Here is a 24,602-nt window from a genome sequence, read left to right as displayed (position 1 = left end):
TTTGGATCAACAGATGTGAATCGGGCGGGGCCAGTCGGGTTGTTCCGGTGACTATGGGAGTTGACCTTCTTGTCGGTCAAGCCGGGGCCAGGGGCGGCGCCGTCGTTCCGATGGGGGACGCCGGGCCTGTCGCCTGTGGGTCCTGCGCGGATCAGCGAACGCGCGGCAAGCGCGCGGGGTCAGGGGTCGCGGTCGGCATCGAGGAATTTGCGAAGTGCTTCGAGATCGGGAAGCAGCCGTGCCACCCTGTCGGGGGGAAAGGCGGCGGCGATCCGGGCGATGTCGGGGGCGAAGGCATCCATCGCCGCCTGCCGGAAGCTGCGGCCGGCCTCGGTGATATAGACCAGCTTGGACCGGCCATCCTGCGGATTGGGGCGCATCTCGATCAGGCCCGCGCGTTCCAGCACCGTGAGGGAATGGGTCATCGAGTTCTTGGGAACCTGAAAGGCCTGCGCGATGGCCAGGGGGGTGCGGCCATCGCCGACCCGCACCAGATGGTTGAGCACGGTGAACTGCGCCATGACGAAGCCCGGCGGCAGCCGGGCCTCCAGCAGGCTGCGCGACAATTGTCCGATGATCCCGATTTCGTTGAAGAGCCGGAAGTAATCGGACATTTCGCGTTCAGGCATGGATGATCCTGCTTTCCAAGGGCCAGCGCGGGCTGGTGCCGACGGCGGGACCATAGCCGATGCGCGCCAGCATTTGAACCGTGCCACCTTCGGGTGCAAGGCGTTCATGCACGCGGGCATAGGGTTCGGCCATTTCGGGGAATTCCTGAAGGGCCTGGCTGAGGGGCTGGAACCCGAGGCCCTGCGCCGTTGCGGCGAGGTTGACCCGCAGCCAGTCCGCGCCGGTTGCAAGCTGCGTCTCGCGGCTGTTGTCGGCGGTGACCAGCCAGACATGGCCCATGGCGGTATCGGTATTGGCAAAGACCGCATCCAGCCCGGAGCGGAAGGCGAAACTTGACGGGTCGGCGGCACTTTCCCGGCTGAATTGCCCGGTGAGGCGCAGGGTTTCGAAGAGGGGGCCGGAGAAATCAATGCCATCGGGGTTGGCATCCACCTCGCGATGGCCAATGCGGAAGAGATCGACGCTTTCCTGAAAGGTATGGGGGCGTTTCCACCTCGATCCGCAGCGCCTCGCGGGTGAGGTCGCGCCAGTGCCGAACCTCGGTCTCGTCCACGGTGCCGCCGAAGCGCGCGCCGTTGCGGACGGCGGCCGCCAGCGGGTCCAGCATCGCGGGCGCGACCGGGCGGGTGAGATCGAAGGGTTCCTTGTTGGACCGCCGGTCGGGGGCCTGTGCGAAGAGCGGGTCGCGGGCGATGGCGGGATCGGCGGTCAGGGTGATCCGGGCGACGGGGCGCGCGTCGAGGCCCGTGGCGGCGCTGCCCTGCGGGAAGAGGGCCGTCTCGGCGCGGAAGCCGTCTTCGGCGGCGGCCATGCGGAGGAGTTCGAGGAAACAGCCGAGGCCGATGGTGATCTGCCGGTTGAACGGGTCGGTGTGGGGCAGCAGCCGGTCGCGATCCACATAAAGGGTGATGACGTCCGGTTCGGACAGGTCGGCCAGCCAGGGCTGGCGATTGTGGGGATTGGGGGCGAGCAGCGCCCAGGACAGCGCCCGCATCCGCGGATCGTCATAGCTGCCGGCCCTGTCCCAGGGCAGGTAGGCGCTGCGCGGGCTGCGGGTGGCTGCACAGCCGAAGCCCGCGCCGGCCGCGAGGACGGCCCCGCCGCCGAGGAGAATGATCATCTTGCGTCTTGTCAGGGTCATGGCTCACTCCTTGGTTCGATGAAGAACTATAATGGTTCTTTGTAGAACTAAAATCAAGGGGCATCGTGATCGGACCAGGGGGACGGGCCAGAGCGGGGGGGCGGGGTGGTTGCGGGAGGGGTGGTCTTTGGTCTGGCTGCCCCTTCAAACGGGACCGGTCGGCCATCCGAAGCGCGGCAAGCGCAGGGCCGGACGGCGGGAAAAATCGCTGTTTTACGCCCCTCCGTTAAAAGTTACCTGCGACACTCCGTCCTCTCCTGCAGGTTGTTCCTGAAATCTCGGAAGGAGATTGCAATGAAACTGCTTGGTCTCGTGGCGGTGCCTCTGGCATTGATCGCCACCGTTTCGGTCGCGCAGGATTATGATGCGGCGATGAAGGACTATCTGGATGGGTCGATCCGGACCTGGGCCAATGATCCGGTTCTGGTGGAGGCCATCACGGCGGCGAATGCCGAGCGGGCCGGGTTCGATCAGGCCAAGATCGACAGTATGGACGCGGCCTGGCGGGCCGAGGTCGGGCAGTCGGACAGCCCGACCATCACCCCTGCGCTGACCAGTGCAGCGGCGGATTTCCTGCGCGCGCAGGTCGAGGCATCGGGCGGGAAGATCACCGAGGTCTTCATCACCGACAATCTGGGCCTGAATGTCGCGGTGTCGGCGCCGACGTCGGACATGTGGCAGGGTGATGAGGAGAAGTTCACCAGCGTCTTCCCGGCCGGCCCGGATGGCGTGCTGTTCGGCGAGATCGAACTGGATGAATCGACCCAGACCTATCAGGGCCAGATTTCCATTTCGATCACCGATCCGGCCAGCGCGCAGGTGATCGGCACGATGACGATCGGGGTCAATGCCGAAGCATTGATGTGATCCTTCGCCTTTCTTCCCTCCAGACAGGATGACTGCATATGGCCGTGCCCTTTCCGCGTCGGTTCAGACTATCGGTCTTTGGCAAGTGTCTTGTTATGATGGTGCTGCTCGCAATGATCGTTGCGGGCAGCATTACCTATAGCGCGGCGGGGCTGCTGCGCAGCGTCGCGATGGAGGGGTTGCAGGCCCTTGCCTTCGACAGCACGCGCAGCACCTCGCGCGAGGTGGCGGGGGCGATCAAGTTCGGCAAGACCGAGGTGATCGACGCGGTCTTTGCCGATCTGGAGACGCGGGCCGCCGACAAGCTGACATCGGCGGTTGCCTTTGACGCGGAATTCGGCGTGAGGGCGCAGAGCGGCGATCTTGACGGGCCGGCGATGGAGCGCGCCTCTGCGCTGGCGCAGAAGGCCATCGCCTCGGGTCAGGTGGAGCGTGCGGAGGAGGGGCTGCTGATCGCCTCGCCCGCCCTGTTCGGGGAAAAGGGCGATGTGACGGGCGTGGTCGTCACGCATTGGTCCGCCACGGAGATGGAGGCGAAGTCGGAGGCGAAGCTTGCGCGGATCGTCTGGCTTGCGGTCGGTATCCTGGCCGTCCTGCTGGCGCTGGCGGCGTGGTTCCTGCATCGGACCCTTTCGGTTCCGCTGAAATCCATCGCGGTGATCGGTCGGCGCGTCGCCGAGGGGGATCTGAGCGAAGTGGCGCCGCAGAAGGGGAGCGACGAGATCGCGCAGTTGCAGCGGACGATCAGCGAGATGGTCGAAAGCCTGCGCGATGTGGTGGGCAATGTGGCCCAGGCGATCAATGGCGTCACCGATGGCAGCGCGGCGATTGCCAGTTCGTCCACCCAGTTGAGCCAGAGCGCGAGCGTGCAGGCGGCGGCCACGGAACAGGTTTCGGCTGCAATCGAGCAGATGACGGCGAATATCCAGCATTCGGCGGAGAATGCCTCGCAGACCGAGAAGATCGCGGCGCAATCGGCCGTCGATGCCCAGAAGTCGGGGCAGGCGGTGGCAGAGGCGATGGCGGCGATGGCGCGCATCTCGGACCGGATCACGGTGGTTCAGGAGATTGCGCGGCAGACCGATCTGCTGGCGCTGAATGCCGCGGTGGAGGCGGCGCGGGCGGGCGAGAACGGGCGCGGCTTTGCCGTGGTGGCGGCGGAAGTGCGCAAACTTGCCGAGAAGAGCCAGGCTTCGGCGGGCGAAATCTCGGGCCTGGCGACGCAGACGCTGCGGATGGCGCAACTGGCCAGCGACATGCTGCATCGGCTGGTGCCGGCCATCCAGCAGACATCCGAGCTTGTCACCGGCCTGTCGGCCAATGCGCGCGAGCTTTCCCTTGGGACGTCGCAGATCGCCACGGCGATCCAGAGCCTTGACAGCGTGACGCAGCAGAACACCTCGGCGTCGGAAAGCCTGTCGTCCAGCGCGGTGCAGCTTTCGGCGCAGGCCGAACAGGTGCGGGGAACCATCGCCTATTTCCAACTGGCCCGGACGGAAGATCCGCTGGACCGGGCGGTGGTCGACGAGGAGGAGGCACCGCCCGCCGCGGCGTGACATGGCCGCCCCCCGGAGGTCTTGCGGGGGGCGCGCGGCTGCGGATGAGGGTCACCGCAGAAGGCAGGCGGTCCGGCCAGGGCGCGTGAGCGCGTGAGAGGCGCGTCTGCCGGGGGGGGCGGTCGGGAAAGCAGGCATTTCGGGGCGGCGCGGGGGCGCCTTTGCACTGGCATGGGGCGGGAAAGTCGGCTAGACTTTCGCCCAAGCCCGGAGAAACGGGCATCGAGCAGTGCAGGCGACAGGCGGTTCATCCATGACTGAGATGGTCTATGGCTCCATGCCCTCACGGGTGACGGAGCCTGTTCTTCCCCGTTGGTGGCGGACGATCGACAAATGGTCGATGACCTGCATCCTGATCCTGTTCGGGATCGGGCTGCTGCTTGGTCTGGCGGCGAGCGTGCCTCTGGCAAGCCGGAACGGGCTGGAGCCCTTCTTCTATGTGCAGCGGCAGGCGTTTTTCGGCGGTGTCGCGCTGGCGGTGATGGTGGGCGTGTCGATGATGAGCCCGGCCATGGTGCGGCGGCTTGGCATCCTTGGCTTTGTGCTGGCCTTCATCGCGCTGTGCCTGCTGCCCTTCGTGGGGACGGATTTCGGCAAGGGGGCGGTGCGGTGGTTCTCGCTTGGCTTTGCGTCGGTGCAGCCGTCGGAATTCCTGAAGCCCGCCTTCATCCTTGTCGTGGCCTGGCTGATGGCGGCGAGTTTCGATCTGAACGGGCCGCCGGGAAAATCGGTGAGCTTTGTCATCTGCATGGCCATCGTGGCGCTGCTGGCGATGCAGCCGGATTTCGGGCAGGCGGCGCTGGTTCTGTTCGGCTGGGGTGTGGTCTATTTCGTGGCGGGGGCGCCGATGACCCTGATCGCCATCGTGGTCGGGATGGTCGCGGTGGGGGGCTTTGCCGCCTATGAGAGCAGCGAGCATTTCGCGCGCCGGATCGACGGGTTCCTGACGCCCGATGTGGACCCGCGCACGCAGCTTGGCTATGCCACGAATGCCATCCAGGAGGGCGGGTTCTTCGGCGTGGGCGTGGGGGCGGGGCAGGTGAAATGGTCGCTGCCCGATGCCCATACCGATTTCATCATCGCGGTGGCGGCGGAGGAATATGGCCTTGTCCTCGTCCTGCTGATCATCGCGCTTTATACGACGGTGGTGGTGCGGTCGTTGATGCGGCTGACGAAGGAGCGGGACCCGTTCATCCGGCTGGCGGGGACGGGGCTGGCCTGCATCTTCGGCGTGCAGGCGATGATCAACATGGGGGTGGCGGTGCGGCTGCTGCCCGCGAAGGGGATGACGCTGCCCTTCGTGAGCTATGGCGGGTCTTCGGTCATCGCGGCGGGGATCACGGTGGGCGCGCTGCTGGCGATGACGCGGGCGCGGCCGCAGGGGACGATGGGCGACATCTTCGGGCGCGGAGGGCGCTGATGGCGGGGCCCTTGCTGTTGATCGCGGCGGGGGGGACGGGGGGGCACATGTTCCCTGCCCAAGCCCTGGCCGAGGCGATGGTGCGCAAGGGCTGGCGGGTGAAGCTGTCTACCGATGCGCGGGGCGCGCGCTATACCGGCGGGTTTCCGCATGTGGTGGCAGTGGAGCAGGTGGCGAGCGCCACCTTTGCGCGGGGCGGGGTGGCGGCCAAGCTGGCGGTGCCGTTCCGCATTCTGGGCGGTGTGGTCGCGGCCATCTGGGGGATGCTGCGGGACCGGCCTGCGGTGGTGGTGGGCTTTGGCGGCTATCCCACGATCCCGGCGCTGGCGGCGGCCTGGGTGCTGCGGCGGCCCCGGATGATCCATGAACAGAATGGCGTGCTGGGCCGGGTGAACCGGCTTTTCGCGCGGCGGGTGGACAAGGTGGCCTGCGGGACATGGCCCACAGACCTGCCCGCGGGCGTGGAGGGCATCCATACCGGCAATCCGGTGCGGGCGGCGGTGCTGGAACGGGCGGCGGCGGGGTATATTCCGCCGGGCGACTATCCCATGAGCCTGCTGGTCATCGGGGGATCGCAGGGGGCGAGGGTGCTGTCGGATGTGGTGCCTGCGGCGGTGGCGGCGCTGCCTGAGGGCATCAGGCGCTATCTGCGCGTGGCGCAGCAGGCGCGGGAAGAGGATATGGCGCGGGTCGTCGCCGCCTATGAGGCGGCGGGGATCATGGCGGAGGTGGAGCCCTTCTTCCGCGATATCCCCCGCAGGCTTTCGGAGGCGCAACTGGTGGTGAGCCGGTCGGGCGCGTCCTCGGTGGCGGATATCAGCGTGATCGGGCGGCCTTCGGTGCTGATCCCCTTCGCGCAGGCGACGGGAGATCACCAGACGGCCAATGCGCGCGGGCTGGTTGACGCGGGGGCAGCGGTCCTTATTCCGGAAAAGCTGCTTGACCCTGCGACGCTCTGCGCGCAATTGGGGTCGATCCTGGCCTCGCCCGATGCGGCGGTGGCGATGGCGCAGCATGCGCTGGGGCAGGGGCGCCCCGATGCGACCGAGCGGCTTGTGGCGCTGGTCGAGGATTTGGCGAAGGGAATTTCACGATGAACGCGGCGACGAAGCTTCCGGGGGAACTGGGTCCGATCCATTTCGTGGGGATCGGCGGGATCGGGATGTCGGGGATTGCCGAGGTTCTGATGACGCTGGGCTATCGGGTGCAGGGGTCGGACAGCAAGGCCAGCAAGATCACCGATCGGCTGGTGGGTCTGGGCGCGGTCTTCTTCGAGGGGCAGCGGGCCGAGAATATCGGGGAGGCGGCGGTGGTGGTGATTTCCTCGGCCATCAAGAAGGGGAACCCGGAACTGGAAGAGGCGCGGCGGCGCAAGCTGCCGGTGGTGCGGCGGGCCGAGATGCTGGCCGAGCTGATGCGGCTGCGGTCGAATATCGCGATTGCCGGGACGCATGGGAAGACGACCACGACGACGATGGTGGCGACGCTTCTGGACAAGGGCGGGTTTGACCCGACGGTCATCAACGGGGGCGTGATCCATGCCTATGGATCGAATGCGCGGGCCGGGGCGGGCGAGTGGATGGTGGTGGAGGCGGATGAGAGCGACGGGTCCTTCAACCGCCTGCCTGCGACCATCGCCATCGTGACCAATATCGACCCCGAGCATATGGAACATTGGGGATCCTTCGACGCGCTGCGGAAAGGGTTCCTCGATTTCGTGTCGAACATTCCCTTCTACGGGCTTGCCGTCTGCTGCACCGATCACCCGGAGGTGCAGGCGCTGGTGGGCAAGGTGACGGATCGGCGGATCGTGACCTTTGGTTTCAACGCGCAGGCGGATGTGCGGGCGGTCAATCTTTCTTATCGGAATGGAAAGGCCCATTTCGACGTTCTTCTTCAGAACGAGGGGGAGGATGCGATGATCGAGGGCTGCACCTTGCCGATGCCGGGGGATCATAACGTGTCCAACGCGCTGTCGGCGATTGCCGTGGCGCGGCATCTGGGGATGAAGAAGGACGAGATCCGCGAGGCGTTGGCGGGATTTGGCGGGGTGAACCGGCGGTTCACGCGGGTGGGTGAGGTGAATGGCGTCACCATCATCGACGATTACGGCCATCACCCGGTGGAGATTGCCGCCGTGCTGAAGGCGGCGCGGCAGGCGGTGGCGGGCACGCCCGGCGCGCGGATCATCGCGGTGCATCAGCCGCATCGCTATACCCGGCTGAGCAGCCTGTTCGAGGAGTTCTGCACCTGCTTCAACGAGGCGGATGTGGTGGCGATTGCCGAGGTCTATGCGGCGGGCGAGGACCCCATTCCGGGGGCAAGCCGGGATGACCTGATTTCCGGCCTGATCGCCCATGGGCATCGGCATGCGCGGGGGATCACGGACGAGGCCGATCTGGCGCGTCTGGTGAAGGAACAGGCGCGGCCCGGCGATATGGTGGTCTGTCTGGGCGCGGGGACGATCTCCGCCTGGGCGAACAACCTGCCGGGGCGGTTGATGGGAGCGGCGGCATGAACTGGGCGCTGATCGCGGCCTTTGTCTGGCTGATCGTGGCGAATGTGGCGGCGATGCTGCCGAGCCGCAACAACCATTGGCGGCGGGCCTTCGCCCTGATCATCGTGGGGATACCGATCCTGGGCTGGGTGACCTGGACGGCTGGGCCGATCTGGGGGATGGTGGTGCTGGCGGCGGGGACGAGCGTGCTGCGCTGGCCGGTGATCTATCTGGTGCGCTGGCTGCGCCGGAAGGGTGCGGAACCGGCGGAGTAGTGGCCGGGGCGGACCTTTGCGGTGGCGCGGGGTATCGGCCTGCCGGTTGCCGCCACGGCTTGCATTCGGGGGGCGCGGGCGGCTACGAAGCGGCATGGCGCAGCATCTTCCCCATCCCCGTGGCACCCTGACCGAGCAGCGGCCCTTGGCCGATCTGACATGGCTGCGGGTGGGCGGGCCGGCGGATGCGCTGTTCCAGCCTGCGGATGAGGCCGATCTGGCGGCTTTCCTGCGCGACCTTGACCCTGCGGTGACGGTCTTTCCGATGGGGGTCGGGTCGAACCTGATCGTGCGGGATGGCGGGATACGGGCGGTGGTGATCCGGCTGGGGCGGGGGTTCAACGGGATTTCGGTCGAAGGGGACCGGGTGACGGCGGGGGCGGCGGCGCTGGATGCGCATGTGGCGCGGAAGGCGGCGGAGGCGGGGCTGGACCTGACCTTCCTGCGCACGATCCCCGGCAGCATCGGCGGCGCGGTGCGGATGAATGCGGGTTGCTACGGGTCCTATGTGGCGGATCACCTGATCTCGGTCCGGGCGGTGACGCGGGCCGGGGATGTCGTGACGATCCCGGCGGCGGACCTGGAGTTGCGCTATCGGCAATCGACGCTGCCGGAGGGATGGGTCATCATCGAGGCCACCTTCCGGGCGGGGGCGGGGGAGCCTGCCGCGCTGGAGGCGAAGATGGCCGAGCAGATCGCCAAGCGCGATGCGAGCCAGCCCACGAAGGAGCGCAGCGCGGGGTCGACCTTCCGCAATCCGCTGGGGCGGTCCTCGACGGGGCGGGCGGATGATACGCATGAGTTGAAGGCCTGGAAGGTGATCGACGGCGCGGGCATGCGCGGCGCACGGCGGGGCGGCGCGCAGATGAGCGAGATGCATTCCAATTTCCTGATCAATGCGGGCGGCGCGACGGCGGCCGATCTGGAAGGATTGGGCGAAGAGGTGCGAAAAAGGGTTTTCCAACACAGCGGGATCACGTTAGAATGGGAAATCATGCGCGTCGGTGAACTGACGGCGGAATAATGAAAAATCGGGCGCAAGACCCGGGTTTGAGGCGAAATGGCGGGCGGTTCGGGCAGAAGCGTCCCCCTTGTGGCGGTGTTGAAGGGTGGGCTTTCCGCAGAGCGGGAGGTCTCTCTCGTTTCAGGGCGCGAATGCGCCAAGGCATTGCGCGAGGCGGGATATGAGGTTGTCGAGGTCGATTGCGGCCTCGATCTGGCTGCGCGCCTGACGGAGATTTCCCCCGACGTCTGTTTCAACGCCCTGCATGGCCGCTGGGGCGAGGATGGCTGCGTGCAGGGGATGCTGGAATGGCTGCGCATTCCCTATACGCATTCCGGGGTCCTGGCCTCGTCGCTGGCGATGGACAAGCAGCGGGCCAAGGACGCCTATCGCGCGGCGGGGCTGCCCATCGTGGAGAGCGTGGTGGTGCCGCGCGAAGAGGTGGAGGCGGGGCATGTGATGCCCGCGCCTTACGTGGTGAAGCCGGTGGCGGAAGGGTCTTCGGTCGGGGTCTATATCGTGCATCCCGGATCGAACGCGCCGCGGCTGGCCGCCGAGATGCCGGCCACGGTGATGGTGGAGGCCTATGTTCCGGGGCGGGAACTGACGGTTTCGGTGCTGGGCGACCGGGCGCTCTGCGTGACAGATATCCTGACCGATGGCTGGTATGACTATGACGCGAAATACAAGCCGGGCGGGAGCCGCCATGTGGTGCCTGCCGAGGTGCCGCAGGAGATCACCGATGCCTGCCTCGACTATGCGCTGCGGGCGCATCGGGCGCTGGGCTGCCGGGGCCTGAGCCGGACCGATTTCCGCTGGGACGAGGCGCGGGGGATCGACGGGCTGATCCTGCTGGAGACGAATACCCAGCCGGGGATGACGCCCACCTCGTTGAGCCCGGAACAGGCGGGGCAGGTGGGGATGAGCTTTCCGGAGCTGTGCCGCTGGATCGTGGAGGATGCGTCATGCAACCGCTGAGATCCGAGCCGCGCCTTCAGGCCCGTGCGGCGCGCCGTGACCCGGCGCCGACGAAATGGCAATACAAGATGCAGCGGCTGTGGCTGACGCCCTATTTCCGGGTGCTGGCGCGGGTGGGTCTGCCGGTGTTCCTGATCGCCGCCGCTGTCGGGCTTTATGCCGGGGATGAGGGGCGGCGGGCGGCGCTGCTGGGCACGTTCACCGAGCTGAAGGAGAAGTTCCAGAACCGGCCGGAATTCATGGTGAAGCTGGTTTCGGTGGATGGCGCCTCGCCGGAACTGGCCGAGGCGATCCGGGCGCGGCTGGGGCTGAAGCTGCCGCTGTCGTCCTTTGATATCGACCTTGCCGCCGTGCAGGCGCGGGTGGAGGAACTGGACGCCGTGGCGCAGGCCGAATTGCGGGTGCGGTCGGGCGGCGTGTTGCAGGTGCGGATCACCGAACGGATGCCCGTCGTGCTGTGGCGCGTGGGCGAGCGGCTGGAGATGCTCGACGAGGCGGGGAACCGCGTGGCGGGGCTGGCGGCGCGGACGGACCGGCCCGACCTGCCGCTGATCGCGGGCGAGGGCGCGGATCAGGCGACGGGCGAGGCGCTGGAGATCTTTGCGGCGGCGCAGCCGATCCTGCCGCGGGTGCGGGGTTTGGTGCGGATGGGCGAGCGGCGCTGGGACCTGATCCTGGACCGCAACCAGCGCATCCTGCTGCCGGAGCGGGACGCGGTGGCGGCGATGGAACGGCTGATCGCGCTGGACCGGGCGGAAGACCTGCTGGCGCGCGACGTGCTGAGCGTCGATCTGAGGAATGACAAGAGACCCACCCTGCGGCTGGCGCCATTTGCGCTGAACGAGCACCGCAAGGCGATGGGCATTGATGTGAGCGGGAGCGAACTATGACAGGTCTTTACGAATCCCAGCGGGCGATGCGGCATATGCGGCGGGCGGCGATGCAGCGCGGCGTGGTGGCGGTGCTGGATGTCGGGACGACGAAGATCGCTTGTCTGATCCTGCGGTTTGACGGGCCCGAGCGGCTGCGCGAGGTGGAAGGCGTGGGGCCGATGGCGGGGCAGTCCTCGTTCCGGGTGATCGGGGCGGCGACGACGCGGTCGCGCGGGGTGCGCTTTGGCGAGATTTCCGTGATGAACGAGACGGAGCGCGCGATCCGGACGGCGGTGCAGGCGGCGCAGAAGATGGCCAATGTGCGGGTGGACCATGTGATCGCCTGTTTCAGCGGGGCCGAGCCGCGCAGCTATGGGCTGGCAGGCGAATGGGACCTTCAGGATTCGGTGGTGACGGAGCAGGATGTGGCACGGGTGCTGGCGGCCTGCGATGTGCCGGACCTGGGGCCGGGGCGCGAGGTGCTGCATGCGCAGCCGGTGAATTTCGCACTGGACCATCGGACGGGGCTGGGCGATCCGCGCGGGCAGATCGGCAACCGGCTGGCCTGCGACATGCATCTTCTGTCCGTCGATGGGTCGGTGGTGCAGAACCTGCTCTATTGCATCAAGCGCTGTGACCTGGAACTGGCCGGGATTGCGTCTTCGGCCTATGTGTCGGGGATCTCCTCGCTGGTGGAGGATGAGCAGGAACTGGGCGCGGCCTGCATCGACATGGGCGGCGGGTCCACGGGCATTTCCATCTTCATGAAGAAGCACATGATCTATGCCGACTCCGTGCGGATGGGCGGGGATCATGTGACCTCGGACATCTCCAAGGGCTTGCAGATCCCGCTGGCGGTGGCGGAGAAGATCAAGACCAAGCATGGCGGCATTCATGCCACCAGCATGGACGACCGCGAGATGATCGAGATCGGCGGGGAGAGCGGTGACTGGGAAAAGGACCGCCGCCAGATCAGCCGGACGGAACTGATCGGGATCATGCGGCCGCGGGTCGAGGAGATTCTGGAAGAGGCGCGGGCGCGGCTGGATGCGGCGGGGTTTGACCATCTGCCGAGCCAGCAGATCGTGCTGACCGGGGGCGGAAGCCAGATCCCCGGCCTTGACGGGCTGGCTGCGCGCATTCTGGGCCAGCAGGTGCGGCTGGGCCGTCCGCTGCGGGTGCAGGGCCTGCCGCAGGCGGCCACGGGCGCGGCCTTTGCCAGCGCGGTGGGGCTGTGCCTCTTTGCCGCTCATCCGCAGGATGAATGGTGGGACTTCGAGATTCCGAGTGAGCGCTATCCCGCGCGGTCGCTGAAGCGGGCCTTCAAATGGTTCAAGGACAACTGGTAAGGTCAAGATGCTGTGTCTGTGGCGAAATCCCGCTTATTGAGGCGGCCGTTTCCCCATATTTTGTGGTGTTTTTGCGTTTTTCGCGTGACCTGAGGCGACCTTGTGGATAGAATCGTGGATAAATTCGGATTCCTGCGCCCGGGACAGGCGCGAATAACAGCCGGACGGCAAAAGACGGCGGCACAACGAACAGCAGGCGGAGTGGCAATGACCCTGAACCTCATGATGACCTCGCAGCAGGATGAGCTGAAGCCGCGGATCACCGTCTTTGGTGTTGGTGGTGCGGGTGGCAACGCCGTCAACAACATGATCGACAAGAACCTCGAAGGGGTCGAGTTCGTTGTCGCCAACACGGATGCGCAGGCGCTGAAGCACAGCCGGGCACATGCGCGCATCCAAATGGGGCTGAAGGTGACCGAGGGGCTGGGCGCAGGGGCGCGGCCGACGGTGGGCGCGGCGGCGGCGGAAGAGACGATCGAGGAGATCGTGGATCATCTGGCCGGGGCGCATATGTGTTTCATCACCGCCGGGATGGGGGGCGGCACCGGGACGGGTGCGGCGCCGATCATCGCGCAGGCGGCGCGCGAGCTGGGCGTGCTGACTGTGGGTGTGGTGACCAAGCCCTTCCAGTTCGAGGGCGCGAAGCGGATGAAGCAGGCCGAGGAGGGCATCGAAGCCCTTCAGAAGGTTGTCGATACGCTGATCATCATTCCGAACCAGAACCTGTTCCGTCTGGCGAACGAGCGGACCACCTTTACCGAAGCCTTCGCCATGGCTGATGACGTGCTGTACCAGGGCGTCAAGGGCGTGACGGACCTGATGGTGCGGCCGGGCCTGATCAACCTCGACTTCGCCGATGTGCGCGCAGTGATGGACGAGATGGGCAAGGCGATGATGGGCACGGGCGAGGCGACCGGCGAGGATCGCGCGGTGCAGGCGGCCGAGAAGGCCATCGCCAACCCGCTGCTGGACGAGATTTCGCTGAACGGCGCCAAGGGCGTGCTGATCAACATCACCGGCGGCTATGACCTGACGCTGTTCGAACTGGACGAGGCGGCGAACATCATCCGCGAGAAGGTGGACCCGGACGCGAATATCATCGTTGGCTCCACGCTGGATGAAAGCATGGGCGGCGCGATCCGCGTGTCGGTCGTGGCGACCGGCATCGACGTGACCCGGTCGGCCAAGCAGGAGGCGCCGGTGGCGCGGCGCAGCATGGCGGCCCCGCTGGCCCATGCGCCGGAGCCGCGCCGCGAGGTGCCGGTGACGGTGCAGGCCGTGGCCCCCGCGCCGCAGCCGGCGCCTGTGCCGCAACCCGCGCCGATGCCGATGGCCGAGCCGGTGGCCGTGGCCCCGGCGGCGGCGGCCCCGTCGCTCTTTGATGCGGCGCCCGCTTTCGAGGCAATGCCCGAGGATGAGGCGATGGACGATCTGCCGCCCCCGGCCTATCGCCCGCAGCCAGTGGCGCAGCCGCGCCCGGCGCCGACTTCGGTGGATCAGGATGCGGCGGCCTTCGTGGCCCCGCGCCCGCGTGCGCCGGGAACCCCGTCGCCCGAAGCCATTGCCCGGCTTCAGGCCGCGGTCAGCAAGTCGCCCGGCGCCGCCCCGGCGCAGCGCCCGATGGCGGCGCAGCCGCGCGTCAGCACCCCGCCGGCGAAACCCGCCGCCGAGGCCCCGCGCCCGCGTTTCGGGATCGGGTCGCTGATCAACCGCATGGCGGGCGGCGGCCAGGCCGAGGCGCAGCCGCAGCGCGCCCAGCCGCAGGTGCAGGGCTATGACGACGAGCCGGAGATGAGCGCGGATCAGGAACGGATCGAGATTCCGGCCTTCCTGCGGCGTCAGGCGAACTGAAACGAGCAGTCACAAGATGAAGAAGCCCGGGCAGAAAAGCCCGGGCTTTTTCTTTTGGATCAATGGTTTGCATTGTTTCAGCCCCTGTCACACTTCGTCACAAAGAGTGAGTTGAGTTCGCAGGTGCAGCAAATTAGCTAAAAGGCGCGGAACCGTGGGGGCTTCGCCTTGCCTGTGCCGGATCTGACCGGCGGGTGAAAGAGTGATCTGGAAAGACCTGACGTGCAACAGACCCTGACATCGTCCGTGACCTTTACCGGGCTTGGCCTGCATGGCGGCGCGCCGGTGCGCATGGTCGTGAATCCGGCTCCGGCGGGGCATGGGATCGTCTTCCTGCGGACGGATGTGGCCGGGCCGGAGGCGCGGGTGCCTGCGACATGGGACGCGGTGGTGCCGTCGAAGCTCTGCACCCTGATTGCGAATGCGGCGGGCGTGTCGGTTTCCACCATCGAGCATGTGATGGCGGCGCTGGCGGGTTGTGCCGTCCACAATGCGCGGATCGAGATCGACGGGCCGGAAGTGCCGATCCTTGACGGGTCGTCGGTGCCTTTCGTCGAGGCCTTTCTTGCGGCCGGGACCGAGGCGCAGGATGCGCCGGTCATGGCGATCCGTGTGCTGAAGCCCGTGGAAGTGCGTGAGGGCGAGGCTTGGGCGCGGCTGGAGCCGGCCGATACGTTGGAGATGAGTTTCGAGATTGATTTCGACGTGCCGGCCATCGGGCGGCAGGTGAAGCGGCTGAACCTTGCCAACGGGGCCTTCGTGCGCGAGCTTTCGGACAGCCGCACCTTCTGCCGTCAGGTGGATGTGGATGCGATGCGTGCCAATGGGCTGGCCCTTGGCGGCACCTATGAGAATGCGGTGGTCTTCGACGAGGACCGCGTGCTGAGCCCGGGCGGGCTGCGCCACCAGGATGAGCCGGTGCGGCACAAGATGCTGGATGCCATGGGTGATCTGGCGCTGGCGGGGGCGCCGATCCTGGGACGCTATACCGGGATGCGGGCGGGTCATGCGCTGACCAATCGGCTGCTGCGGGCGCTGTTTGCCGATCGGGATGCCTGGACCGAGGTCGAGGTCGGCGGGTCGGCGGGCCGGAAGCTGCCGGGGATCGGCGTGCATGCGGCGGATTTGCCGAGCCGGGCCTGACCCCGCGCGCCGACGCGAAAGCCGTTTTGCGCCCCGGATTTTTCTGTGCTAGGACGACTGCAACAACACCGGCGCTGCGGGCGGGCCTGCGGCGTTCAAGGACTCACGTGGGGTAGGCGGAAGATGGCAGTCGTGAAGTCGGGCGCGCGTTTCCTGGGCGTGATGCTGCTTGCCTTTGGCCTTGCGGCATGTGGCGGCCAGCAGGAACGTCCGCTGGACAGCTATACCGCCGAGGAAATCTACAAGATGGGTGAGCTGCGGCTGGAATCGTCGCGCCGCCCGGATGATGCGATCCGCTATTTCCAGGAAGTGGAGCGTCTTTACCCCTATTCGCAGGTGGCCAAGCGCGCGCTGATCATGCAGGCCTTCGGCTATCACAAGGCGAAGAAATACGAAGAGGCACGGGCGGCGGCGCAGCGCTACCTGGACTTCTATCCGGGCGACGAGGATGCGCCCTATGCGCTCTATCTGATGGCGCTGAGCTATTATGACCAGATCGACGATGTGGGCCGCGATCAGGGCGTGACCTTCCAGGCGTTGCAGGGGATGCGCGACGTCATCGAGACCTATCCCGACAGCGATTATGCCCGTTCGGCCATGCTGAAATTCGAGCTGGCCTTCGACCATCTGGCCGGCAAGGAGATGGAGATCGGGCGCTATTACCTGCGGCGCGGGAATTACACGGCGGCGATCAACCGGTTCCGCAGCGTGGTGCAGGATTTCCAGACCACGACGCATACGGCGGAGGCGCTGCACCGACTGGTGGAGGCCTATCTGGCGCTGGGCTTCACGCAGGAGGCGCAGACGGCGGGGGCGATCCTTGGGTATAACTACCAGTCTTCGCCCTTCTATGATGACAGTTTCCGTCTGCTGAAGGGCCGGGGTCTGAACCCCGAGGCGGTGGGCGATAGCTGGCTGCGGGCCGTCTATCGCCAGATGATCAAGGGCGAGTGGTTGTAACCTTTGGGGGGGATGGGCGGATCGCCCATCCTACGGCTGGCGCGTGCTGCGGACGCTCGAAATCCGGGATGTGCTGATCATTGACCGGCTGGACCTTGAGTTCCGGCCGGGTCTGAACGTTCTGACCGGCGAGACCGGGGCGGGCAAGTCGATCCTGCTGGATGCGCTGGGTTTCGTGCTGGGTTGGCGCGGGCGGGCGGAACTGGTGCGGCAGGGGGCCGAGCAGGGCAGCGTGACGGCGGTCTTCGATCTGGCGCCGGGCCATGCGGGTCGGGCGGTGCTGGAGGCGGCGGGGATCGAGGTCGAGGAGGGCGAGGTCATCCTGCGCCGCGTCAATACGGTGGATGGGCGCAAGACGGCCTGGGTCAATGACCGCCGGGTATCGGGCGAGGTGTTGCGGGACCTGTCGGAGACGCTGGTGGAACTGCATGGGCAGCATGATGACCGGGGGCTGTTGAACCCGCGCGGGCATCGGGCGCTGCTGGATGCCTTTGCGGGGCTGGACCTTGCCGCCTGTCGCGCCGCGTGGCGGGCGCAGGCGGTGGCGCGGGGGGCCCTGGCCGAGGCCGAGGCGGCGCTGGCGGCGGCGCGGAAGGAAGAGGATTTCCTGCGGCACGCGGTGGCGGAACTGGATCGGTTGAACCCGGAGCCGGGCGAGGAGGCCGCGCTGGATGCGCGGCGGCGGATGATGCAGGCGGCGGAGAAGATCCGCGCCGACATCGCGCGGGCGCATCAGGCGCTGTCGGAGCAGGGGGCGGAGGGGATGATGCGCGACGCTGTCCGCTGGCTGGACGGGGCGGCGGAGCGGGCCGAGGGGCGGCTGGAAGGGGCGCTGGCGGCGCTGGACCGGGCGCTGATCGAGTTGGGCGAGGCGCAGCAGGGGGTGGAGGAGTGCCTTGCGGCGCTGGATTTCAACCCGTCGGACCTGGAGGCGCTGGAGGAACGGCTGTTCGCGATCCGGGCGATGGCGCGCAAGCATGGCGTGCTGGCGGATGAACTGGGCGTTCTGGCGGGCGAGTTGCGGGCGCGGCTGGCGGCACTGGACAGTGGCGAGGCGGGAATTGCCGTTCGCGCCAAGGAGGTGGTGCAGGCCGAGGCGGCCTATGCGGCCGAGGCGGCCCGCCTGAGCGCGGCGCGCAAGGCGGCGGCGGCGCGGCTGGATGCGGCCATGGCGGCGGAACTGGCGCCGCTGAAGATGGAACGCGCGGTCTTTGCGACCGAGGTCGCGCCGGGTGAGCCGGGGCCGGAGGGGGTGGATGCGGTGACCTTCACCGTGGCGACCAATCCGGGCGCGCCGTCGGGGCCGTTGAACCGGATCGCATCGGGCGGGGAGTTGAGCCGGTTCCTGCTGGCGCTGAAGGTCTGTCTGACGGGGGATGCGCCGGGGCTGACCATGATCTTTGACGAGATCGACAGGGGCGTGGGCGGGGCCACGGCGGATGCGGTGGGGCGGCGGCTGAAGGCGCTGGCGGAGGGGTGTCAGGTTCTGGTCGTGACCCATTCGCCGCAGGTGGCGGCGCTGGGTGGGGCGCATTGGCGGGTGGAGAAGCGGGTGGCGGGCGATGTGACGCTGTCCACCGTGACGCCGCTTTCGGAAGCCGAGCGGGTGGAGGAAGTGGCGCGGATGCTGGCCGGGGATACGGTCACGGATGCCGCGCGGCAGGCGGCGCGGGCTTTGCTGTCGGCCTGAGCGTATTTCGCGCGCGACGGATGGTTTCCTATGCGTTTTAGTGATGAGCTTTGCGCCTGATGCATGGCGGCCTTTGCATTGCGGCATCTACTATGCTGCGTCGCAGCATCCTATCTTTCGGTCATCGGAAGAAGGAGACAGTAAGATGTTCGAGCAAGTGAAGAAATTCGTCCGGGCCTTTCACCTTCCCAGCGTGGAAGAGCTGGAGCGGGAGTATCTGAACGGCGCAGCCAACCGCGTGGACCTGGAGTTCCGCCAGCGGCAGATCGACCGCGGGATGTTCCGGAACATGGGAATGTAACCCATCCTTGGGGTTGGTGCGTGCGAGCACGCACCCTACGGCTTGCCGTCCCGGTTCGGGGCGGCTTTCGTCTTTTCAGGGGGTCAGGGTGGCCAGCGCCGTGGTCAGGTCGCCATAGCCGGTGAAGCGGCGTTCATAGGCGAGGCCGAGGCGGGCGGCGCAGGCGCGGGCCTTGGCATCCAGCGCGGGGTCGTCGGTCTGGGCCTGATAGACGAGCTTGGTGTAATTGCCGAAATACATGTCGCGGAGTTCCGGGTGCCGGTCGAGGCCCATGGGGCGCCAGACGAAGGCATCAAATTGCCGGACGAGGAAATCGGTCAGGTAGAAGGCTGTGAATTCCTCTTCCGCCTTGGCGGCGAAGGCGGCGTTGCCTTCAAAGAACGAATAGCAATGCGGGCCTTCGACCATTTCGACGCCCAGTTCCTTGCACTTCTGCTGCAAGAGGCCGCCCGTGCCGCAATCGGCATAGACGATGAAGAGCCGGTCATAGGCGGCGCGATGTTCGGTGACGGCCTGTTCCACCGCCGCGGGGATGCGGTCGGGCCAGAGGTGGAGATTGGCGGGCAGGCATTGCAGATCGAGATGGTCCCAGCCATTGGCGCGTTTCAGCGCGAGGATCTCATGCGCCAGCGCCCCGCAGGCGATGAGCAGGATGCGGCCCTGGGCGGCGGGGGGAAGGCCCTGTTCGGTGAGGGTGTCGTCGTCGGGAAGCGCGGGGCCGGGCATCGGCGCCACGGTCAGCGCCACTGGCGCGCGCCGAGGATCAGGCTGCCCGCCAGCGCGGCCAGGCCGAGCGCGACGAGCGGAAGGTCGGCCCAGACGGCAAGGCCGATCGTGGCCCCGGCGGCGAGGATCACGAAGGCGATCAGCATGAGGAAATGGGTGAGCGGCATCATGGGCAGCATCCTTTCCCGATCAAGATGGCGCGGCGCGCTGCGCTTGCCAAGGGCCTGTCGCGGAAGGGTGATCGTGGTGGTCCCGGCCCTCCCCCGCCGGGCGGGGGAGGGGGAAGCGCGTCAGGCGCCGATCTGGTTGTGCTTGCGGGCGACGAATTGCTTGGCGGTTTCCACCGCCACGGCGGCATCGCGGCAATAGGCATCGGCGCCGATGGCGCGGCCGAATTCCTCGTTCAGCGGCGCGCCGCCGACGAGGACGATGTAATCGTCGCGCAGGCCCTTTTCCTTCATCGTGTCGATCACGACCTTCATATAGGGCATTGTGGTGGTCAGGAGGGCCGACATGCCGAGGATATCGGGCTTTTCGGTTTCCAGCGCTTCGAGATATTTCTCGACGGCGTTGTTGATGCCGAGATCGACCACTTCGAAGCCCGCGCCTTCCATCATCATGGCGACGAGGTTCTTGCCGATGTCGTGGATGTCGCCCTTGACCGTGCCGATGACCATCTTGCCCATGCGCGGCGCGCCGGTTTCGGCCAGGAGCGGCTTGAGGATGAACATCCCGGCCTTCATCGCGTTCGCCGAGAGCAGGACTTCCGGCACGAAGAGGATGCCGTCGCGGAAGTCGTTGCCGACGATGGTCATGCCCGCGACGAGCGCCTTGGTCAGCACGTCATAGGGTGCCCAGCCGCGTTCGATGAGGATGTTGACGCCTTCCTCGATCTCTTCCTTCAGGCCGTCATAGAGGTCGTCATGCATTTGCAGGACGAGTTCGTCGTCGGAGAGTTCGGAAAGGATGATCTCGTCTTCGTCGGCCATGGGGGCGGTCCCTTCGGGATAAGCGTTCGCAGTCTGCATGGGCTGAAAGCGTCATGTGGACTTTTCGGATTGCGACATGCCCCGGATGAAAGCCGACAGCAAGGGGTCGCGGGTGAAATAAGGGTGGCGAATGTTCCTGTTATGTTCTAGATTTGCACCATGGCGGAGGGTGACGGGATAGTGCCGGGGCGGCGGCTGCGGGCGCGGGGAGCCTTGTCCAATGTGGCGGGGCGGTTCGAGGCGCATGTGGTGGAGGGGGTTGCCGATGGCTGGGAGCCGGGGGAGGAGCGGCTGATCCGGACGGAGGTGCGGGTGGAGCGCGCGCGGTCGGCGCTGAGCTGGAACCGGTCGCCGGACCTGCCCTTTGACCGGTCGGTCAACCCCTATCGGGGCTGCGAGCATGGCTGCATCTATTGTTTCGCGCGGCCGACCCATGCCTATCTGAACCTGTCGCCGGGGCTGGATTTCGAGACGAAGCTGATCGCGCGGCCGGGCATCGGGGCGGTGCTGGCGCGGGAGTTGCGGGCGAAGGCCTATCGCGTGGCGCCCATCGCCATCGGGACGAATACGGACCCCTATCAGCCCTGCGAGGCGGAGTGGCGCGTGATGCGCGAGGTGGTGGAGGTGCTGGCGGGCTGCGACCATCCGCTGGCGATCACGACCAAGGGGACGCTGATCGAGCGGGACCTTGATCTTCTGGCGCCGATGGCGGCGAAGGGGCTGTTGCGGGTGGGGGTGTCGGTCACCACGCTGGATGCGGGCCTGTCGCGGCGGATGGAACCGCGGGCGGCACTGCCCGCGCGGCGGCTGGAGGTGATCCGGCGGCTGGCGGCGGCGGGGGTGCCGGTGCGGGTGATGGTGTCGCCGGTGATCCCGGGGCTGACGGATCATGAGCTGGAGGGGATATTGGCGGCCGCGCGGGATGCGGGGGCGGTGGGGGCGTCCTGGATCATGCTGCGCCTGCCGCTGGAGGTGGCGGGGCTGTGGCGCGATTGGCTGGCGCGGGCAGAGCCGGGGCGGGCGGCGAAGGTGATGGCGCGGGTGAGGGAGGCGCGGGGCGGGAAGGACTACGATGCCGAATGGGGCAAGCGGATGCGGGGTGAGGGGCTGTTTGCCGATCTGATCGCGGCGCGGTTTGCCAAGGCCGTGGCGCGGCTGGGGCTTTCGGAGGCGCTGCCGCCGCTCCGCTGTGATCTGTTCCGGCCCCCGGTCCTGCCGGGGGATCAGTTGGCGCTGTTCTAGGGCGTGGGATTACAGCGCCCGCCAGCCGATATCGCGGCGGCAGAAGCCTTCGGGCCAGTCGATGGCATCGACCATGGCATAGGCCTTCTGCTGCGCCTCGGCCAGGGTCGCGCCACGGGCGGTGACGTTCAGGACGCGGCCCCCGGTGGCGGTGATGGTGCCGTCCTTTGCCGTGGTGCCTGCGTGGAAGACCATCTGGGAGGAGGTTTCGGGCAGCGCGTCGAGGCCGCGGATGGTGCTGCCCTTGGGGTAGCTGCCGGGATAGCCTTTCGTCGCCATGACGACGGTCAGGGCGTGATCCTCGGCCCAATGGACCTGCGCCTGATCGAGGCGGCCTTCGGCGCAGGCCAGCAGCAGGTCAAGCGCCTGCGCGCCGAGCCGCATCATCAGGACCTGACATTCCGGGTCGCCGAAGCGGGCGTTGTATTCGACGAGGCGGGCGCGGCCCTTGTCGATCATCAGACCGGCATAGAGGACGCCCTGATAGGGCGTGCCGCGCCGGGCCATTTCGCGGATGGTGGGAAGGACGATTTCCACCATCGCCTGCGCCGCGATGGCATCGGTCAGGACCGGGGCGGGGGAATAGGCGCCCATGCCGCCCGTGTTGGGGCCGGTATCGCCATCGCCCACCCGCTTGTGATCCTGCGCGGTGCCGATGGGCAGGGCGTTGGTGCCGTCGGTCAGGATGAAGAAGGAGGCCTCTTCGCCCTGCATGAATTCCTCGATCACCACTTCGGCCCCGGCCTGCCCGAATTCGCCGCCGAACATGTCGTCGATGGCGGCGAGGGCCTCGTCCACCGTCATGGCGACGATGACGCCCTTGCCTGCGGCGAGGCCATCGGCCTTGACCACGATGGGGGCGCCCTCATTGCGGACGTAATCGCGGGCGGGGGCGGCCTCGGTGAAGCGGGCCCAGGCGGCGGTGGGGGCGGCGCAGGCGTCGCAGATTTCCTTGGTGAAGGATTTGGAGGCTTCGAGTTTCGCCGCCGCTGCGGAGGGGCCGAAGGTGAGGATGCCCGCGGCGCGGGTGGCATCGGCCACGCCTGCGGCGAGGGGCGCTTCGGGGCCGATCACGACGAAGTCGATGGCGTTTTCCTCGCAGAAGGTGACGACGGTCTGGCCGTTCAGGATGTCGATATCGGCGCATTCGGCGAGAAGCGCGATGCCGGCATTGCCGGGGGCGACGATGAGGCGGTCGGTCTTGGGGTTCTGCTTGATCGCCCAGGCGAGAGCATGTTCGCGCCCGCCGCTGCCGAGGATGAGGATGTTCATGGGTGCCGCCCCCTTCGCTGCCTTGGGCTGGGCTATAGGGGGGGTGGGGATGCGGTGCAAGCGGGGTGGGCGCGGGGGGCGAAATCTGACGCAGATTTCGCGACGATTTTTGCACGCAAAAATCGGATGGGGAGGGCGCGCGGGGTGGGGGCGGAATTTGCGTCAAATTCCGCTGGGATTTGTGCGTCACAAATCGCCTTTGGGGCGGTTTCCTTCGGGCCTCGGGCGACCTAATGTCGGGGCGGATCATGGAGATGCGCATGGACCTGTTCGAGGATGCCCCCGCCCCGCAGGGCAATCAGCCGGAATATACCGTGTCGGAACTGTCCGGCGCGGTGAAGCGGGTGATCGAGGGGGAGTTCGGCCTTGTCCGGGTGCGGGGCGAGGTGGGGCGCGTGTCGCGGCCTGCCTCGGGGCATCTTTACTTTGACCTGAAGGATGATCGCAGCGTGATTGCGGCGATTTCCTGGAAGGGGCAGGTGGCCCGGATGCAGGTGCGCCCGGAAGAGGGGATGGAGGTCGTGGCCACGGGCCGGATGACCACCTTTCCGGGACAGTCGAAATATCAGCTGATCGTCGAGGATGTGGCCCCTGCCGGGGCGGGCGCCCTGATGGCGATGCTGGAGAAGCGGCGGGCGGCGCTGGCGGCGGAGGGGTTGTTCGATCAGGAGCGGAAGAAGCCGATCCCCTATCTGCCGGGGGTGATCGGGGTGGTGACCTCGCCCTCGGGCGCGGTGATCCGGGATATCCTGCATCGGCTGCGCGACCGCTTTCCGCGCCATGTGCTGATCTGGCCGGTGGCGGTGCAGGGGCAGGCCTGCGCGCCGGAGGTGTCGGCGGCGATCCGGGGCTTCAACGCGATCGAACCCGGCGGGCCGGTGCCGCGGCCGGACCTGATCATCGTGGCGCGGGGCGGCGGGTCGCTGGAGGATCTTTGGGGCTTCAACGAGGAGATCGTGGTCAGGGCGGCGGCGGCGTCGCGCATCCCGCTGATTTCCGCCGTGGGGCATGAGACGGATACGACGCTGATCGACTTTGCCGCAGACCGGCGCGCGCCCACGCCCACGGCGGCGGCGGAAATGGCGGTGCCGGTGCGGATGGAGCTGCTGGCGCAGGTCGATGGGTTCGGCGCGCGGGCGGTGCGGGCGGTGGTGGCGGGCGTCGGCCTGCGCGGGCAGAGGCTGCGCGATCTGGGCCGCGCCCTGCCGCGGGCGGAGGCGCTGGTGCAGGGACCGGCGCAGCGGCTGGACCTCTGGGCCGGGCGGCTGGGCGCGGGGCTGGGGATGGCGGCGGCGCGGAAGCGGCGGGTCTTCGAGGCGCGGGCGGGGCTGGTGCGGCCGGAACTGCTCTTGGGGCTGGTGGCGCATCGGCGCCGCGATCTGGGCGAGCGGGTGGCGCGGCTGGACGGCGTGGCGGAGCGCCGGGCCGAGCGGTTGCGGGCGCGGCTGGACGGGTTGGCCGGGCGACTGGAGCCGTCCCTGGCGCGCATCGTCGGAGATGCGGAGCGCAAGGTGAGGGACGGGCGGGGCAAGCTGGCGGATTATGCCGAACGTCTGGAGGCGGCGGTGGATGCGCGCTTCGCGCGGCTGGATCAGCGGCTGGAGGCGCTGGACCGGACGCGGGTGACGCTGGGCTATGCCGAGACGCTGAAGCGCGGCTTTGCCGTGGTGCGGGGCGATGGGGCGGTGGTCACCTCGAAGGCGGCGGCGGAGCGGGCGGCGGCAATCGAGATCGAATTCGCGGATGGGCGGATGGCGCTGGGGGCGCGGCCCAAGGCGAAGAAGCCGGGCGAGGGGCCGGAGCAGGGGAGCCTGTTCTGACCCAGCCTCCTTTGCGGAGA

General features: G+C 67.6%; 24 protein-coding genes. 17 read left to right on the top strand and 7 right to left on the bottom strand.

Features of this window, described 5'->3' with window-relative positions; translation table 11 throughout:
• Positions 1-179: 179 nt before the first annotated feature.
• The 3 genes from C0V75_RS16735 to C0V75_RS23735 are packed head-to-tail and all read right to left on the bottom strand — an operon-like array spanning position 180 to position 1,771.
• Positions 180-629, bottom strand: a complete 450-nt coding sequence (locus tag C0V75_RS16735) for a MarR family winged helix-turn-helix transcriptional regulator (RefSeq protein ID WP_101922096.1) — start codon at positions 627-629, stop codon at positions 180-182.
• A complete protein-coding gene (locus C0V75_RS23740; RefSeq protein ID WP_254216508.1) occupies positions 622-1,062 on the bottom strand; it encodes a hypothetical protein in 441 nt (146 codons plus the stop codon). Before C0V75_RS23740 ends, C0V75_RS16735 begins: the two co-directional genes overlap by 8 nt.
• Positions 1,037-1,771, bottom strand: coding sequence for a hypothetical protein (locus tag C0V75_RS23735; RefSeq protein ID WP_254216507.1), 735 nt, complete (start codon positions 1,769-1,771; stop codon positions 1,037-1,039). The genes C0V75_RS23740 and C0V75_RS23735 overlap by 26 nt, the downstream gene beginning before the upstream one ends.
• 294 nt (positions 1,772-2,065) lie before the next feature.
• On the opposite strand from C0V75_RS23735, the gene C0V75_RS16725 reads away from it, so the two are divergent.
• The 15 genes from C0V75_RS16725 (at position 2,066) to C0V75_RS16655 (ending at position 18,533) form a co-directional block, all read left to right on the top strand.
• Complete coding sequence (locus tag C0V75_RS16725) at positions 2,066-2,638, top strand: hypothetical protein (RefSeq protein WP_173861089.1); 573 nt, start codon at positions 2,066-2,068, stop codon at positions 2,636-2,638.
• 95 nt (positions 2,639-2,733) lie between these two features.
• Positions 2,734-4,194 carry a methyl-accepting chemotaxis protein gene (locus C0V75_RS16720; protein ID WP_158241864.1) on the top strand — a complete coding sequence of 487 codons (1,461 nt, stop codon included), beginning with the start codon at positions 2,734-2,736 and terminating at the stop codon, positions 4,192-4,194.
• A 253-nt stretch (positions 4,195-4,447) separates the two neighbouring features.
• Entirely contained in the window at positions 4,448-5,614 is a 1,167-nt protein-coding gene (locus C0V75_RS16715) for a putative peptidoglycan glycosyltransferase FtsW (RefSeq protein WP_101922094.1), read from the top strand.
• A complete protein-coding gene (locus C0V75_RS16710) occupies positions 5,614-6,711 on the top strand; it encodes a glycosyltransferase (protein ID WP_101922093.1) in 1,098 nt (365 codons plus the stop codon). The genes C0V75_RS16715 and C0V75_RS16710 overlap by 1 nt, the downstream gene beginning before the upstream one ends.
• A complete protein-coding gene (gene murC / locus C0V75_RS16705; protein ID WP_101922092.1) occupies positions 6,708-8,132 on the top strand; it encodes a UDP-N-acetylmuramate--L-alanine ligase in 1,425 nt (474 codons plus the stop codon). Before C0V75_RS16710 ends, murC begins: the two co-directional genes overlap by 4 nt.
• Positions 8,129-8,386 carry a DUF2484 family protein gene (locus tag C0V75_RS16700; RefSeq protein WP_101922091.1) on the top strand — a complete coding sequence of 86 codons (258 nt, stop codon included), beginning with the start codon at positions 8,129-8,131 and terminating at the stop codon, positions 8,384-8,386. The genes murC and C0V75_RS16700 overlap by 4 nt, the downstream gene beginning before the upstream one ends.
• Positions 8,387-8,480: 94 nt before the next feature.
• A complete protein-coding gene (gene murB / locus C0V75_RS16695) occupies positions 8,481-9,410 on the top strand; it encodes a UDP-N-acetylmuramate dehydrogenase (RefSeq protein WP_101922090.1) in 930 nt (309 codons plus the stop codon).
• A 36-nt stretch (positions 9,411-9,446) separates the two neighbouring features.
• Positions 9,447-10,367, top strand: a complete 921-nt coding sequence (locus C0V75_RS16690; protein WP_173861088.1) for a D-alanine--D-alanine ligase — start codon at positions 9,447-9,449, stop codon at positions 10,365-10,367.
• Positions 10,355-11,257: a cell division protein FtsQ/DivIB gene (locus tag C0V75_RS16685; protein ID WP_101922089.1), complete on the top strand. Its 903-nt coding sequence runs from the start codon at positions 10,355-10,357 to the stop codon at positions 11,255-11,257. Before C0V75_RS16690 ends, C0V75_RS16685 begins: the two co-directional genes overlap by 13 nt.
• Positions 11,254-12,588 carry a cell division protein FtsA gene (ftsA, locus tag C0V75_RS16680; protein WP_101922088.1) on the top strand — a complete coding sequence of 445 codons (1,335 nt, stop codon included), beginning with the start codon at positions 11,254-11,256 and terminating at the stop codon, positions 12,586-12,588. Before C0V75_RS16685 ends, ftsA begins: the two co-directional genes overlap by 4 nt.
• A 207-nt stretch (positions 12,589-12,795) precedes the next feature.
• Positions 12,796-14,439, top strand: coding sequence for a cell division protein FtsZ (gene ftsZ, locus C0V75_RS16675; RefSeq protein WP_101922087.1), 1,644 nt, complete (start codon positions 12,796-12,798; stop codon positions 14,437-14,439).
• Positions 14,440-14,661: 222 nt separating this feature from the next.
• A complete protein-coding gene (lpxC, locus tag C0V75_RS16670) occupies positions 14,662-15,582 on the top strand; it encodes a UDP-3-O-acyl-N-acetylglucosamine deacetylase (protein ID WP_101922086.1) in 921 nt (306 codons plus the stop codon).
• A 123-nt stretch (positions 15,583-15,705) separates the two neighbouring features.
• The gene (locus C0V75_RS16665; protein WP_101922085.1) at positions 15,706-16,542 is read left to right on the top strand and encodes an outer membrane protein assembly factor BamD; all 837 of its coding nucleotides are present in this window, start codon (positions 15,706-15,708) and stop codon (positions 16,540-16,542) included.
• Between the two features lie 43 nt (positions 16,543-16,585).
• Positions 16,586-18,232 (top strand): DNA repair protein RecN, encoded by a 1,647-nt coding sequence (gene recN / locus C0V75_RS16660; RefSeq protein ID WP_101922084.1) that lies wholly within the window; start codon positions 16,586-16,588, stop codon positions 18,230-18,232.
• Between the two features lie 145 nt (positions 18,233-18,377).
• Positions 18,378-18,533 carry a DUF3563 domain-containing protein gene (locus C0V75_RS16655; protein WP_101922083.1) on the top strand — a complete coding sequence of 52 codons (156 nt, stop codon included), beginning with the start codon at positions 18,378-18,380 and terminating at the stop codon, positions 18,531-18,533.
• Positions 18,534-18,608: 75 nt separating this feature from the next.
• On the opposite strand, the gene C0V75_RS16650 is transcribed toward C0V75_RS16655, so the two are convergent.
• The 3 genes from C0V75_RS16650 to C0V75_RS16645 form a co-directional block, all read right to left on the bottom strand.
• Positions 18,609-19,259: a DUF1638 domain-containing protein gene (locus tag C0V75_RS16650; protein ID WP_101922134.1), complete on the bottom strand. Its 651-nt coding sequence runs from the start codon at positions 19,257-19,259 to the stop codon at positions 18,609-18,611.
• An 11-nt stretch (positions 19,260-19,270) separates the two neighbouring features.
• Positions 19,271-19,429, bottom strand: coding sequence for a hypothetical protein (locus tag C0V75_RS23030; RefSeq protein WP_158241863.1), 159 nt, complete (start codon positions 19,427-19,429; stop codon positions 19,271-19,273).
• A 120-nt stretch (positions 19,430-19,549) separates the two neighbouring features.
• On the bottom strand, positions 19,550-20,248 hold the full coding sequence (locus C0V75_RS16645) for a B12-binding domain-containing protein (protein WP_101922133.1): 699 nt from the start codon (positions 20,246-20,248) through the stop codon (positions 19,550-19,552).
• Positions 20,249-20,407: 159 nt separating this feature from the next.
• On the opposite strand from C0V75_RS16645, the gene C0V75_RS16640 reads away from it, so the two are divergent.
• Entirely contained in the window at positions 20,408-21,490 is a 1,083-nt protein-coding gene (locus C0V75_RS16640) for a PA0069 family radical SAM protein (RefSeq protein ID WP_101922082.1), read from the top strand.
• Between the two features lie 9 nt (positions 21,491-21,499).
• On the opposite strand, the gene purD is transcribed toward C0V75_RS16640, so the two are convergent.
• Positions 21,500-22,762: a phosphoribosylamine--glycine ligase gene (gene purD / locus C0V75_RS16635; RefSeq protein WP_101922081.1), complete on the bottom strand. Its 1,263-nt coding sequence runs from the start codon at positions 22,760-22,762 to the stop codon at positions 21,500-21,502.
• 260 nt (positions 22,763-23,022) lie between these two features.
• Between purD and xseA the strand changes: the two genes are divergently transcribed.
• Complete coding sequence (xseA, locus tag C0V75_RS16630; RefSeq protein WP_101922132.1) at positions 23,023-24,582, top strand: exodeoxyribonuclease VII large subunit; 1,560 nt, start codon at positions 23,023-23,025, stop codon at positions 24,580-24,582.
• Positions 24,583-24,602 lie beyond the last annotated feature (20 nt).

The organism is Tabrizicola sp. TH137 (genome assembly GCF_002855575.1).
GTDB lineage: Bacteria > Pseudomonadota > Alphaproteobacteria > Rhodobacterales > Rhodobacteraceae > Paragemmobacter.
The sequence above is the reverse complement of the archived record's forward strand: the minus strand, read 5'-3'. Positions and strand labels throughout refer to the sequence as shown.

What these genes read in the sequence shown, in the direction of transcription:
- C0V75_RS16735 (WP_101922096.1), bottom strand. Translation starts at nt 629, where the DNA reads ATGCCTGAACGCGAAATGTCCGATTACTTCCGGCTCTTCAACGAAATC.
- C0V75_RS23735 (WP_254216507.1), bottom strand. Translation starts at nt 1,771, where the DNA reads ATGACCCTGACAAGACGCAAGATGATCATTCTCCTCGGCGGCGGGGCC.
- C0V75_RS16725 (WP_173861089.1), top strand. Translation starts at nt 2,066, where the DNA reads ATGAAACTGCTTGGTCTCGTGGCGGTGCCTCTGGCATTGATCGCCACC.
- C0V75_RS16720 (WP_158241864.1), top strand. Translation starts at nt 2,734, where the DNA reads ATGATGGTGCTGCTCGCAATGATCGTTGCGGGCAGCATTACCTATAGC.
- C0V75_RS16715 (WP_101922094.1), top strand. Translation starts at nt 4,448, where the DNA reads ATGACTGAGATGGTCTATGGCTCCATGCCCTCACGGGTGACGGAGCCT.
- C0V75_RS16710 (WP_101922093.1), top strand. Translation starts at nt 5,614, where the DNA reads ATGGCGGGGCCCTTGCTGTTGATCGCGGCGGGGGGGACGGGGGGGCAC.
- murC (WP_101922092.1), top strand. Translation starts at nt 6,708, where the DNA reads ATGAACGCGGCGACGAAGCTTCCGGGGGAACTGGGTCCGATCCATTTC.
- C0V75_RS16700 (WP_101922091.1), top strand. Translation starts at nt 8,129, where the DNA reads ATGAACTGGGCGCTGATCGCGGCCTTTGTCTGGCTGATCGTGGCGAAT.
- murB (WP_101922090.1), top strand. Translation starts at nt 8,481, where the DNA reads ATGGCGCAGCATCTTCCCCATCCCCGTGGCACCCTGACCGAGCAGCGG.
- C0V75_RS16690 (WP_173861088.1), top strand. Translation starts at nt 9,447, where the DNA reads ATGGCGGGCGGTTCGGGCAGAAGCGTCCCCCTTGTGGCGGTGTTGAAG.
- C0V75_RS16685 (WP_101922089.1), top strand. Translation starts at nt 10,355, where the DNA reads ATGCAACCGCTGAGATCCGAGCCGCGCCTTCAGGCCCGTGCGGCGCGC.
- ftsA (WP_101922088.1), top strand. Translation starts at nt 11,254, where the DNA reads ATGACAGGTCTTTACGAATCCCAGCGGGCGATGCGGCATATGCGGCGG.
- ftsZ (WP_101922087.1), top strand. Translation starts at nt 12,796, where the DNA reads ATGACCCTGAACCTCATGATGACCTCGCAGCAGGATGAGCTGAAGCCG.
- C0V75_RS16665 (WP_101922085.1), top strand. Translation starts at nt 15,706, where the DNA reads ATGGCAGTCGTGAAGTCGGGCGCGCGTTTCCTGGGCGTGATGCTGCTT.
- C0V75_RS16655 (WP_101922083.1), top strand. Translation starts at nt 18,378, where the DNA reads ATGTTCGAGCAAGTGAAGAAATTCGTCCGGGCCTTTCACCTTCCCAGC.
- C0V75_RS16650 (WP_101922134.1), bottom strand. Translation starts at nt 19,259, where the DNA reads ATGCCCGGCCCCGCGCTTCCCGACGACGACACCCTCACCGAACAGGGC.
- C0V75_RS23030 (WP_158241863.1), bottom strand. Translation starts at nt 19,429, where the DNA reads ATGATGCCGCTCACCCATTTCCTCATGCTGATCGCCTTCGTGATCCTC.
- C0V75_RS16645 (WP_101922133.1), bottom strand. Translation starts at nt 20,248, where the DNA reads ATGGCCGACGAAGACGAGATCATCCTTTCCGAACTCTCCGACGACGAA.
- C0V75_RS16640 (WP_101922082.1), top strand. Translation starts at nt 20,408, where the DNA reads ATGGCGGAGGGTGACGGGATAGTGCCGGGGCGGCGGCTGCGGGCGCGG.
- purD (WP_101922081.1), bottom strand. Translation starts at nt 22,762, where the DNA reads ATGAACATCCTCATCCTCGGCAGCGGCGGGCGCGAACATGCTCTCGCC.
- xseA (WP_101922132.1), top strand. Translation starts at nt 23,023, where the DNA reads ATGGACCTGTTCGAGGATGCCCCCGCCCCGCAGGGCAATCAGCCGGAA.